This is a genomic window from Pantoea sp. Lu_F5_004 (genome assembly GCF_051136245.1).
GTDB lineage: Bacteria > Pseudomonadota > Gammaproteobacteria > Enterobacterales > Enterobacteriaceae > Pantoea > Pantoea agglomerans.
The window spans coordinates 3,394,357-3,407,091 of sequence record NZ_CP194946.1; the positions used below are offsets into that span (position 1 = coordinate 3,394,357).

At 56.5% G+C, this 12,735-nt stretch carries 11 protein-coding genes; all 11 read right to left on the reverse strand.

The features are described 5' to 3' along the window. Positions 1-58: 58 nt before the first annotated feature. Entirely contained in the window at positions 59-1,117 is a 1,059-nt protein-coding gene (murG, locus tag ACR8BN_RS15875) for an undecaprenyldiphospho-muramoylpentapeptide beta-N-acetylglucosaminyltransferase (protein ID WP_064703397.1), read from the reverse strand. Then, entirely contained in the window at positions 1,114-2,328 is a 1,215-nt protein-coding gene (gene ftsW / locus ACR8BN_RS15880) for a cell division protein FtsW (protein ID WP_010253879.1), read from the reverse strand. The genes murG and ftsW overlap by 4 nt, the downstream gene beginning before the upstream one ends. Continuing rightward, the gene (gene murD, locus ACR8BN_RS15885; protein ID WP_039386495.1) at positions 2,328-3,644 is read right to left on the reverse strand and encodes a UDP-N-acetylmuramoyl-L-alanine--D-glutamate ligase; all 1,317 of its coding nucleotides are present in this window, start codon (positions 3,642-3,644) and stop codon (positions 2,328-2,330) included. Before murD ends, ftsW begins: the two co-directional genes overlap by 1 nt. Before the next feature lie 2 nt (positions 3,645-3,646). Next, complete coding sequence (mraY, locus tag ACR8BN_RS15890) at positions 3,647-4,729, reverse strand: phospho-N-acetylmuramoyl-pentapeptide-transferase (RefSeq protein ID WP_003854755.1); 1,083 nt, start codon at positions 4,727-4,729, stop codon at positions 3,647-3,649. Then, positions 4,723-6,081: a UDP-N-acetylmuramoyl-tripeptide--D-alanyl-D-alanine ligase gene (gene murF, locus ACR8BN_RS15895; RefSeq protein ID WP_434747100.1), complete on the reverse strand. Its 1,359-nt coding sequence runs from the start codon at positions 6,079-6,081 to the stop codon at positions 4,723-4,725. Before murF ends, mraY begins: the two co-directional genes overlap by 7 nt. Then, complete coding sequence (murE, locus tag ACR8BN_RS15900; RefSeq protein WP_434747101.1) at positions 6,078-7,565, reverse strand: UDP-N-acetylmuramoyl-L-alanyl-D-glutamate--2,6-diaminopimelate ligase; 1,488 nt, start codon at positions 7,563-7,565, stop codon at positions 6,078-6,080. The genes murF and murE overlap by 4 nt, the downstream gene beginning before the upstream one ends. Next, positions 7,552-9,318 carry a peptidoglycan glycosyltransferase FtsI gene (locus ACR8BN_RS15905; RefSeq protein WP_010671821.1) on the reverse strand — a complete coding sequence of 589 codons (1,767 nt, stop codon included), beginning with the start codon at positions 9,316-9,318 and terminating at the stop codon, positions 7,552-7,554. The genes murE and ACR8BN_RS15905 overlap by 14 nt, the downstream gene beginning before the upstream one ends. A 16-nt stretch (positions 9,319-9,334) precedes the next feature. Then, positions 9,335-9,655, reverse strand: a complete 321-nt coding sequence (gene ftsL / locus ACR8BN_RS15910; RefSeq protein ID WP_003854764.1) for a cell division protein FtsL — start codon at positions 9,653-9,655, stop codon at positions 9,335-9,337. After that, positions 9,652-10,593 (reverse strand): 16S rRNA (cytosine(1402)-N(4))-methyltransferase RsmH, encoded by a 942-nt coding sequence (gene rsmH / locus ACR8BN_RS15915; protein WP_434747102.1) that lies wholly within the window; start codon positions 10,591-10,593, stop codon positions 9,652-9,654. The genes ftsL and rsmH overlap by 4 nt, the downstream gene beginning before the upstream one ends. Positions 10,594-10,595: 2 nt before the next feature. After that, complete coding sequence (gene mraZ / locus ACR8BN_RS15920) at positions 10,596-11,054, reverse strand: division/cell wall cluster transcriptional repressor MraZ (protein ID WP_009092149.1); 459 nt, start codon at positions 11,052-11,054, stop codon at positions 10,596-10,598. A gap of 494 nt (positions 11,055-11,548) precedes the next feature. Further along, positions 11,549-12,559 carry a catabolite repressor/activator gene (gene cra, locus ACR8BN_RS15925; RefSeq protein ID WP_031594409.1) on the reverse strand — a complete coding sequence of 337 codons (1,011 nt, stop codon included), beginning with the start codon at positions 12,557-12,559 and terminating at the stop codon, positions 11,549-11,551. Between the last annotated feature and the right edge of the window lie 176 nt (positions 12,560-12,735).

Below are 12,735 nucleotides of genomic sequence, written 5' to 3' on the forward strand. Positions count from 1 at the left end.
CCTGCTATTTCAGTTTGTACCCAGTCCGGGTACAGGTCAGACGCGCTGACTGGAATGATTACTTTGCGGCGCGAGCCACTTCCTGAGCGACCCGCTCAGTCGCATCGGGGATCGCCACCTGACGGGCCTGCTCAGCCATCGTCAGCAGTGTTGCGCGATCCCAGTGGCGTAGCTGATCCGCTACAGCCTCCGCAGTAAATTGCGGCTGCTCAAAAATTCTGGCGGCGCCCGCTTTCTCCAGCGGCAGCGCGTTCCAGTACTGCTGGCGATCTTTGTGCTGAAATGGCACGAAAATCGCCGGTAAACCAGCGGCAGCGACTTCGCTCACGGTTAACGCGCCGGAGCGGCACACCACCACATCAGCCCAGGCGTAGGCGGCAGCCATGTCATCAATAAACTCGGTCACCTTGTGCTGCGTCTGCCCGACCTGCTGATAAGCTTTCTCTGTTTCGGGCAACGACCCTTTACCAGTCTGATGCCACAGAGTGATCTCATCACCCACCAGCGCGGCAACCTGCGGCAGCGTCTGGTTCAGTATCCGCGCACCCTGACTGCCACCGATCACCAGCACCCGTATCGGGCCATGACGATCCGCCAGACGCTGCGCGGGTAAAGGCAGTGCCAGTACATCAGTGCGAACCGGGTTTCCCACCACATCGGCGGCGGGAAACGCGCCCGGAAACGCCTGCAAGACTTTAGTGGCGATTTTCGCCAGCCATTTGTTAGTCAGCCCGGCGATGCCGTTCTGCTCATGCAGTACCACCGGAATACCGCAGCTCCAGGCCGCTAAGCCGCCAGGACCGGAAACGTAGCCACCCATGCCCAGCACGACATCCGGCTGCCAGGCCTTCATGATGCGACGGGCCTGACGCCATGCATTAAAGATGCGCAGCGGTGACAGCAGCAACGCCTTCATGCCTTTACCACGTAATCCGCTGATGCGGATGAAGTCGATGTCGATGCCGTGCTTTGGCACCAGATCGGCTTCCATACGGTCGGCAGTGCCTAACCAGCGGACCTGCCAGCCCTGTTCCATCAGATGATGGGCGACAGCCAGACCGGGAAAGACATGTCCGCCGGTTCCGCCTGCCATCACCATCAATCGCTTACCGCTCATCGACCACCTCGGGTAAACGCCTGCGCTTTCGCCAGGCGCGTTTCATAATCTATGCGTAATAAAAAGACGATGGCAGTCGACATAATGATCAGACTTGACCCACCGTAACTGATCAGCGGTAAGGTCAGACCTTTGGTCGGTAACATACCGGCTGCCGCACCGACGTTAACCAGCGCCTGGAAGCTAAACCAGACTCCGATTGAACAGGCTAAAAAGCCGGAAAAACGCTGATCCAGTTCCAGAGCACGACGGCCAATCGACATCGCACGAAAAGCGACGAAGAATACCATTAAAAGTGCCATTACCACACCGACGTAGCCGAGTTCTTCCCCGATGATGGCGAAAATAAAGTCGGTATGCGCTTCGGGCAGATATTCCAGCTTTTGCACGGAGTTACCGAGCCCCTGGCCCCAGAATTCCCCGCGACCAAATGCCATCAGTGACTGGGTCAGCTGGTAGCCGCTACCAAAGGGATCTTCCCACGGGTTCCAGAACGAGGTCACACGGCGCATACGGTAGGGTTCTGCAATGATCAGCAGGATCACCGCAAAGATGCCGGAACCGATGATTGCCAGGAACTGCCACAGTTTGGCCCCCGCCAGGAACAGCATCGCCAGGGTCGTCACAAACAGCACAACCACCGTACCGAGATCCGGCTGCGCCAGCAGTAACACGGCCAGCACCACCATCACGCCCATCGGCTTACAGAAGCCCCAGAAGTTGTTACGCACCTCTTCCACTTTGCGCACCAGATAACTGGCGAGATAGCAGAACAGAGAGAGCTTCGACAGCTCTGCAGGCTGAATACGCAGCGGACCCAGCGCGATCCAGCGCGATGCACCGTTAACCGAGCTACCGACTACCAGAACAATCAGCAGCATCGCGACCGTGACCATCAGCATCACGTTGCTGTAGCGCTGCCAGAAATCCATCGGCACCCGCAGCGTGACCAGCGCCATACATACAGCCAGCACGATGTAGAAAGCATCGCGCTTGGCAAAATAAAAAAGATCGTCATTCAGACGCTGACCCACCGGCATTGAAGCTGACGTCACCATCACGAAACCAATCACCGCCAGGCCCAGCGTCAGCCATAGCAGTGTGCGGTCATAGAGCACCAGCGAAGAGTCATCACTTTCGCGTGCGCCCATGACCCAGTCTTTCAGGCGTCCTGAGAAATATCCCGCCAGTCCGGCGCCAGGAATACGCATCAGCTCAGCTCCTTCGCCAGTTGCGCGAACTGCTCACCGCGCTGCTCAAAGTTACGGAACTGGTCAAGGCTGGCGCAGGCTGGCGACAGCAGAACCATATCGCCTGCTTTAACCTGCGGCGCAATCTGCTCCATCGCCTGGCGCATGGTTTCAGTGCGCACGGCGATTTCCGGACGCAGCGCCGCCAGCGCATCGCCATCGCGACCAAAGCAGTAAAGGCGTACATTGTCGCCCTGCAGCCAGGGGATCAGCGGCGTAAAATCGGCCGACTTGCCATCACCGCCCATCAGCAGCCACAGCGTTCCCTTCACCTGCAGGCCATTCAGCGCTGCTTCGGTGCTGCCGACATTGGTGGCTTTGGAGTCATTGATCCAGCGCACGCCCTGATGCTCATGGACCAGCTGGAAGCGATGCGCCAGACCGTTAAAGTGCGTTAAGGCGGCCAGACTGGAGGCACGTGGCAGACCCACCGCATCTGCCAGCGCCAGCGCAGCCAGCGCATTGGTGTAGTTGTGCTGTCCCACCATCTTCATTTCGGCCGTGTTCAGGACTTTCTCGCCTTTCACCCGCAGCCAGATACTGCCCTGCTGCTTGTTAAGGTGGTAGTCCCCGAAATCGACACCAAAGCTGACGCAGCGGGTGTCCGCGCCGCGTACCGGCATCGTCAGGGCATCATCGGCGTTAACGATGCAGACCTGTGCATTCTCATAAACCCGCAGCTTAGCGGCGCGATACTGCTGCATACCCAGCGGATAGCGATCCATATGATCTTCGCTGACGTTAAGTATGGTTGCCGCCGCGGCTTTCAGACTGTGCGTGGTCTCCAGCTGGAAACTGGAGAGTTCCAGTACATAGAGTTGCGCCGGTGACTGCAGCAGGCTCAGCGCGGGCAGACCAATATTGCCACCGACGCCCACCTGCCAGCCTGCGGCTTTCGCCATTTCACCCACCAGCGTCGTGACCGTGCTTTTACCGTTGGAGCCGGTGATCGCCACGATCGGCGCCTGCGCCTCGCGGCAAAAGAGCTCAATGTCACCGACAATTTCGATGCCGGCTTCGACGGCTTCGCTGAGAATCGGATGCGCCAGCGCGACGCCAGGGCTGGCAACAATCAGATCGGCCGCCAGCAGCCATTCACCGTTGATACCGCCCAGATGGCGTTCAACCTGCCCGGGCAATTTATCCAGCCCCGGCGGCGAGACACGGGTGTCCATCACGCGAGGCGTCACGCCCTGCGCTAAAAAGAAATCAACACAGGAGAGCCCGGTGAGGCCCAGCCCGATGATGACGACTTTTCTACCCCGATAGTCAGCCATGATTAACGCACCTTCAGCGTGGCCAGGCCAATCAGCACCAGCATTAGCGAAATAATCCAGAAGCGCACAATGACGCGCGGTTCCGGCCAGCCCTTAAGTTCATAGTGGTGATGGATCGGCGCCATGCGGAAAATACGCTGGCCGCGCAACTTAAACGATCCCACCTGCAGGATGACCGACAGCGTTTCAACCACAAACACGCCGCCCATAATCACCAGTAAAAATTCCTGACGCAGCAACACCGCAATGGTGCCCAGCGCGCCGCCCAGCGCCAGCGAACCCACGTCGCCCATAAAGACCTGAGCCGGATAGGTATTGAACCACAGGAAGCCCAGCCCTGCCCCGACGATGGCGGTACAGACAATCACCAGCTCACCGGCGTGACGTAGATAGGGAATGTGCAGATATTCAGCAAACTTCACGTTACCGGTGGCCCAGGCAACCAGCGCAAAGCCCGCGGCGACAAAGACGGTTGGCATAATTGCCAGCCCATCCAGGCCATCGGTCAGATTGACCGCGTTACCCGTTCCGACAATCACAAAGTAGGCCAGCAGCACATAAAACAGACCTAACTGCGGCATGATATCTTTGAAAAAGGGCACGACCAGTTGGGTCGCGGGAGTATCTTTGCCCGCCGCATAGAGCCCGAACGCGACGCCCAGCGAAATCACCGACATCCAGAAATATTTCCAGCGGGCGATCAGGCCTTTAGTGTCTTTGCGTACCACTTTGCGGTAGTCATCGACAAAGCCGATGATGCCAAAGCCGATTAACACGAACAGCACGCACCAGACATAGGGATTCGACGGATATGCCCACATCAGCACCGAAATGGTGATGGAGGTGAGAATCATGATGCCGCCCATGGTCGGCGTGCCGCGCTTACTGAAATGCGATTCCGGGCCATCGTTACGGACGACCTGGCCAATCTGTAATTTCTGCAGCCAGGCGATCAGGCGCGGCCCCATCCAGAGAGAGATGAATAACGCGGTCAGCAGGCTGACAATGGCGCGAAACGTCAGATAGGAAAAGACGTTAAATCCCGAATAAAAAGCGACCAGATGCTCGGCCAGCCAAACTAACATGTTCCTTTCTCCTTTAAGTTCTGTACTACCTGCTCCATGGCGGCACTACGTGAACCTTTTATCAGGACGGTAATTTCTGAGTGTTCGGACAACAATTGACGCAAACGTTCAGTCAGCGCCGTCTTATCGCTGAAATGTTCGCCAACTTCACTGCTTTCACTGATGAAATGGCTGAATTTTCCGGTGCTCAGCACGCGATCAATGCCTGCGTCACGTGCCGCCTGGCCGACTTCGCGGTGACAATTTTCTGTCTCTTCACCCAGTTCCGCCATATCCCCCGTGACCAGCACACGGTAACCCGGCATTTCTGACAGGACCTGAACGGCCGCAGTCATCGAACCGACGTTAGCGTTGTAGCTGTCATCCAGCAGAAGCTGATGCGCAGAGAGGCGAACCGGGAACAAGCGACCTGGCACCGACTGCAGTTTTTTCAGCCCCTGCTGAACGGCGCTAAGCGGTGCATCCACTGACAGGGCCAGTGCCGCCGCCGCCAGGGCGTTGGCGATGTTATGCCGACCCGGCAATGGCAGCACGATCTCAGCTTCGCCACACGGCGTTTTCATCACAAAATGGGTGCCGTCCTGAGCAATGCGGATATCACGGGCGGAGAATTCACACTCTGCCGCCTGCGGTGAGAAACGCCACACGGTTTTATCCTGCAGCGTGCTCTGCCAGTTGGGCCAGTCATTGCTCTCTGCGTTCAGAATCGCAATGCCGTGAGCCGGTAAGCCCTGGAAGATCTCGCCCTTGGCCTTAGCGACACCGGCCAGCGAACCAAAGCCTTCCAGATGCGCCGCGGCCAGGTTATTCACCAGCGCGCTTTCCGGTTGAACCAGATCGGTGGTGTAAGCGATTTCGCCCTGATGATTAGCACCGAGTTCGATGACCGCATACTGATGTTCTGCAGTCAGCCGCAGCAGCGTCATCGGTACGCCATAATCGTTGTTGAGATTACCTGCGGTGTAGAGCGTCTCGCCGCACTGACGCAGAATCGCCGCCGTCATCTCTTTAACCGAGGTTTTGCCGGAGGAGCCGGTCAGCGCCACTACACGGGCGGTCGACTGCTGACGCACCCATGCGCCCAGCCTGCCAAAGGCGAGCCGGGTATCTTCAACCAACACCTGTGGCACAGCGACAGGTAAATGCTTACTTACCAGCAGCGCCTGCGCGCCATTCGCAATGGCATCGTCGGCGAAGTCGTGCGCATCGAAACGTTCGCCCACCAGCGCAACAAACAGGCTGCCCGCCGTCACTTTGCGGGTATCGGTGGTTACGTCACTCAGCGTTAAATCGCTGCCGTGCAGCGTGCCGCCGGCGATTTCCGCCAGGGTTTTTAATGAAACCGGAATCATGCAACGCCTCCCAGCAGTGCCGCAACGGTGGCACGATCGGAGTAGTCGAGACGGCTGTTGCCAATGATCTGATAATCTTCGTGGCCTTTGCCAGCCACCAGCACGATATCGTCGGGCTGCGCCTGCATAACGGCGTTAGTAACCGCCTGTGCACGACCAGAGACCACGCGGGCGCGGCCTGGGTCCAGCAAACCGGTCAGAATATCTTTTACAATCGCCTGCGGATCTTCGCTGCGCGGATTGTCATCCGTAATCACCACCACATCCGCATATTGCTCAGCAATCGCGCCCATTAACGGGCGTTTGCCTTTGTCACGGTCGCCGCCGCAGCCAAACAGGCACCACAGTTTTCCTTTGCAGTGCAGACGTGCCGCTTCCAGCGCTTTTTCCAGCGCATCCGGGGTGTGGGCATAATCCACGACGACCGTCGGTTTTCCTGCGGCGCTGAACACTTCCATACGACCGTTGACCGGCTGCAACTGCGGTGCAACGCTGATTAGCGCCGCCAGCGGATAATCCAGTGACAGCAGCGTTGCCAGTGCCAGCATCAGATTGCTGACGTTGAAGGCACCCATCAGCGGACTGTCGATTTCGCCGTTGCCCCAGCTGGAGCTGAAACGAATATGTGCGCCGTTATCGTGGTAATCCACCGCATCGGCTTTAAGCCAGCGCCCGTGACAGCCCGGCTGGAGGTTATCCTCCATGGTGACCGCAACGGCATCAGGTAAGCGTGCCAGCCAGCGACGGCCGACTTCGTCATCCGCATTAAGAATCGCCTGCCCGACCTGATGCTCAGAAAAGAGCAGCCATTTAGCTGACTCATAGCTCTGCATATCACCGTGGTAATCGAGGTGATCGCGACTGAGATTGGTGAAGACCGCCGCGGCAAACGGCAGCGCAGCGACGCGATGCTGAACCAGTCCGTGTGACGAGATTTCCATTGCGGTCAGGGTCGCCCCTTTTTCAGCCAGATCGTGCAGCAGATGCTGAACATCAACCGCTGAACCCGTGGTATTTTCTGCCGCCGCTAAGTGACCTACCAGCCCATTGCCGACGGTGCCCATCACCGCGCTGGTCTCACCCAGTAGCGTCGCCCACTGCGCCAGCAACTGGGTGGTGGTAGTTTTACCGTTGGTGCCGGTGACGCCAATCAGCTTCTGTTTTTCGCCCGGCTGCTGATAAAAACGGCCTGCCAGGGCCGAAAGGCGCTGATGCAGCTGCGCCAGATAGATAACCGGTACGCCGTGCATTTCACGGATTTCGCCGTCGGACGCTTCACCCTCAGCTTCCGCCACCACAGCAGCAACGCCCTGCGCAATTGCCTGCGGAATGAAACGGCGTCCATCAACCTGATGGCCTGCAACAGCGACAAACAGATCGCCAGAAGCCGCAATGCGGCTATCCAGGGTCATGTCACGCAGTGGGCGCGCCGGCGCGCCTGGCACCCAGGGGCCGAGTAAATCGCGCAGGTTACGATCTGTCACTTGATTCCTCACTTCTGTTAGTCACCAGCTCATTCTTGTCATTGGTCGGTAACGCGTCCGGCTCGATGTTCATGGTACGCAGTACGCCACCCATGATGGCTCCAAATACCGGTGCAGAGACCGCACCGCCGTAATACTTGCCGGCCTGGGGATCGTTGATCACCACCACCAGCGCGAATCGGGGATGACTGGCAGGCGCGACGCCTGCGGTGTAGGCAATGTATTTATTAACGTAGCGTCCGTCCGGCCCGACCTTTTTCGCCGTACCGGTTTTTATCGCAATGCGATAACCCTTGATTGCCGCTTTGACGCCCCCGCCACCGGGCAGCGCCACGCTTTCCATCATGTGCATCACGGTTTTCACCAGTGACTCATCGAAAACGCGTTGTCCCGCGACGGGCGGATCCACTTTGGTGATCGACAGCGGGCGATTAATGCCATAGCTGCCAATCGTTGCGTAGACTCGCGCTAACTGTAACGGCGTTACCATTAGCCCGTAGCCGAAAGAGAAGGTGGCCCTCTCTATGTCAGACCACCGTTGTTTTTTAGGGTATAAGCCACTGCTTTCCCCGACCAGCCCCAAATTGGTCGGTTTGCCCAGTCCAAAGCGCGCGTAAGTTTCTACCAGCGCTGAGGAAGGCATCGCTAACGCCAGACGTGAAACACCGACGTTACTCGACTTCTGTAAAACCCCTGTCAGGGTCAATTCGTTGTAGCGCGCCACATCTTTGATCTCATGACCATTGACGCGGTACGGCACGGTATTCAGGACGCTGTTCTCTCTCACCACACCACGCTGCAGCGCCGTCATCACCACCATCGGCTTCACGGTAGAGCCAGGTTCGAAAATGTCGGTAATGGCGCGGTTACGCATCAGATCTTTTGGCGTGTTGCCGAGATTGTTCGGGTTGTAAGCCGGGCTGTTGGCCATCGCCAGCACTTCACCGGTATTGACATCCACCAGCACCGCCGTACCCGATTCCGCTTTGTTGAAGGCGACGGCGTTATTCAGTTCACGATAAACCAGCGCCTGTAACCGCTCATCAATGCTCAGCGTCAGGTTATGAGCGGCCCGGCTGTCCACCGAAGAGATATCCTCGATGACCCGACCGTACCGATCTTTACGCACCGTCCGCTCGCCGGGTGCACCGGTCAGCCACTTATCAAAGCTCTTCTCGATGCCTTCAATGCCCTGCCCGTCGATGTTGGTAAAGCCAATCAGATGGGAGGTGACCTGCCCGGCAGGGTAGTAACGGCGTGACTCTTCGCGCAGATGAATACCGGGAAGTTTGAGTTTTTTGACGTAGTCGCCGATGGCCGGATTGACCTGGCGCGCCAGATAGACAAAACGGCCTTTGGGATTGGCATTCACGCGGGCGGCCAGCTGATCAAGGGGAATAGAGAGCGCATCGGAAAGCGCCTTCCAGCGGCTGTCCAGCGTCACGCCGCCACCGGCGTGCAACTCTTTGGGATCGGCCCAGATAGCGTTGACCGGCACGCTGACTGCCAGCGGACGTCCGGCGCGATCGCTGATCATGCCGCGTGAGGTGGGCACCGCCTGAACACGCAGCGAGCGCAGATCGCCCTCTTTTACCAGCTTGCCAGGATTGATCACCTGCAGCCAGGCCACACGTGACAGCAATCCACCCAGCGCCAGTAAAATACAGCCGCACAGCAACGCAAAACGCCAGCTTACAAAGCTGGCTTTATCTTCCGGTTTCTTCAATTTCAGCGTTCTGCCTGTGCCGCTCATTCGCTATCTGAGGTCCTTATTTCTGCACCACGATATTTTCTTGTGAAGGATCAACGTGCTGCAACTGCAGCTTCTCGGTGGCGATGCGTTCAACACGGCTGTGATCGCCCAGTGCATTCTCTTCCAGGATCAGGTTGCGCCACTCAATATCGAGTGCGTCACGCTCCAGCACCAGCTGTTCGCGCTGCGCGGTTAACAGTCGTGTTTTATGGGTGGTGGTCACCACCAGCACGGCAGAAACCACCACAGCGATCAGCAACAGCACCGGAATCTTGCCCTTTCGCAGCAGATCCCCGCCGATAACGGCAGGCAGACTGTGACGCTCATTACCGATCATGCGTCGGTTTTCTCCGCGATACGTAATACCGAGCTGCGCGCGCGTGGGTTCTCAGAGACTTCAGCTTCACCCGGCGACATTTTGCCGAGCAACTTCAGTTCACGCCCACCCAGGGCACGCAGCTGATGTTCAGTCATAGGAATCCCAGGCGGCACCTGCGGCCCGCGACTCTGATCGCGCATAAAGCGCTTCACCAGCCGATCTTCCAGTGAATGGAAGCTGATAACAGAGAGGCGGCCCTGCGGAGCCAGCACTTCAACAGCGCCTTTCAGAGCAATATCGATCTCTTCCAGTTCGCTGTTAATCCAGATACGAATCGCCTGGAAGCTGCGCGTAGCCGGATGCTTAAACTTATCTTTTACCGGCATGGCGATTGAGATCACCTCAGCCAGTTCACGGGTCCGGGTCATCGGCTGTTCGCGATTACGCTCGACAATGGCCCGGGCGATGCGTTTGGCGAATCGCTCTTCACCGTAGGTCTTCAGGACAAAAGCGATATCCGCCTCTTCTGCGTGCAGCAACCATTCTGCGGCGGAGTGCCCGCGCGACGGGTCCATTCGCATATCCAGCGGTCCATCACGCATAAAGGAGAAGCCACGTTCGGCGTCATCCAGCTGCGGTGATGAAACCCCCAGGTCCAGCAAAATGCCGTCAATCTTTCCGACCAGATCCCGTTCAGAGACATACTCTGCCAGCGCGGAAAAAGGGCCATGAATAATTGAAAAACGCGGGTCGGTGATCTCTGCTGCAGCGGCGATAGCTTGCGGATCACGATCGATGGCGATCAGCTTTCCCTTCTCTCCCAGCTGCGAAAGAATCAGGCGTGAATGGCCACCACGACCAAAAGTGCCGTCGATGTAAATACCGTCTTCCCTGATATTGAGGCCGTTAACCGCCTCATCCAACAGCACGGTGGTATGTTTGAAATTTTCCTGCATAGCTATAGCGACAAGTCCTGCAACCGCTCAGATAAAGGCTCCTGAGCCGACTGTTCTGCGTCAATATCGTCCCTGACTTGTTGATACCAGGTCTGTTCATCCCACAGCTCAAATTTATTGAACTGTCCAACCAGCATCACTTCTTTGGTTAATTTTGCGTGCTGTCGAAGCGTATTCGCCAGCAGCAGGCGGCCTGCATTATCCATCTGACATTCACTGGCATGCCCCAGCAGCAAACGCTGCACGCGGCGCTCAAGTGGATTCATACTGGAAAGGCGTGCCAGCTTTTTTTCAATGATTTCCCATTCGGGCAGGGTATAAAGCAACAGGCATGGCTGGTGGAGGTCGATGGTACAGACCATCTGCCCCTGAGACTCCCCAATCAGCAAATCGCGATATCGCGTGGGTACGGCGAGCCGCCCTTTGCTGTCGAGATTGACTAACGTTGCTCCGCGGAACATGCCAGTCTCTTCTCCTCATCACCCATTTACGCCACTTTATCCCACTTTTTACCACGAAACGAGTTTAAGGATCCCATGAAATCCTTGTCAAGCCGGAGCGGCAGGTGAATATCACTATTTACAGAGTGAAGAATTAATCTCTGGCGACGATATAAACGAATAAAAGGGGGAAGTAAAAAATAAGCCGATGAATACCTGAATAAAAAAAACTGCCCGGGAAAAAACGACTAAAAATGAAACAATGTAAAGGGCTAAATATTAATCGTGGTTTCTGAGACAGCGGCGGCATTTTAGGGGATTTCCGAAAGGAAGCCCAGCGGCTTCAGGCCAGACGGGAAAGTAAGTTTGTTGAAGTTGTAAGCAGATAATAAAAATAACCCTTTCTGCTTTGTTAGATTTGATGAGCAGAATTTACGCTTTTTTACGTCGACCTGTTTATTTAATCAGTTAAATCGTTAAATAAAATGGGCGGGCAGCGTAATACTGCCCGTGACTCATTTAACTTTTCGGCTTAATTGTCCGCGACGGTATAAATTACGGCGAATGCGGGTTAAGCCAGGTTTTGGTTTTCTGGGTTCATCCAGCGAGGCTAAAACTAATTCCAGCACGCGCTCTGCCACGTCGCGATGACGCTGACCTACCGCCAGCACCGGACACTCAAGAAAGTCCAGTAATTCGTGGTCGCCAAAGGTGGCGATGGCCAGCTCGGTCGGAAGCCGTCCGTCTCGTTTCAGCGTCACATCCATCACACCCTGCAACAGACCAAATGAGGTGGTAAAAAGCGCCTCCGGCATCGGGTGATCTTCAAGGTATTGTTCAAACAGTGCCGCGGCGGCTGTGCGTTCGAAGCTATTGCAGTAGATGTAGTCAATCGGCCGGGGATCGTCTTTCCATGCATCGCGGAACCCCTGCTCGCGCAGGAAACTCACTGACAGCTCGGGTAACGCACCGAGGAACAGCACATTTTTGACCTCAAGCTGACGCAGTTCAGCCGCCAGCATGTGGGCATCATCCTGATCGGCACCCACTACGCTGGTGAAATGTTCACGATCCAGGGCGCGATCTAACGCAATAATCGGCAGGGGATCGTTGATCCAGCGCTGATAAAAGGGATGCTCTGGCGGTAACGAGGTGGAGACGATGATCGCATCGACCTGGCGCTGTAACAGATGCTCAATGCAGCGCATCTCATTATCGGGCTGATCTTCAGAACAGGCGATTAGCAGTTGATAGCCGCGCTGACGGGCCTGCCGCTCAAGATAGTTCGCAATACGGGTATAACTGGTATTTTCCAGATCGGGGATCACTAACCCAATTGAGCGCGTACGCCCGGCGCGCAGCCCGGCAGCCACCGCATTGGGGTGATAATTATGCTCACGTACCACCGCCATGACTTTCTCAACGGTTTTGTCACTGACACGATACTGCCGCGCTTTGCCGTTGATCACATAACTGGCCGTGGTGCGCGACACGCCTGCCAAACGCGCAATTTCATCCAGTTTCACGATAACCCCACCATCAAATCCGCTTTTACGGCAGAAATAGCCGCAGTTAAGCTATGGATAACTCATGGCTATCATCTAACAGCAGAAAAGTGCGCGGAGCAACCGCTTTTCTGAATGTAACTCGCCTGGCGCATAAAAAATAAAAAAACCCGGCATTTCGCCGGGTTAGGTGAGGA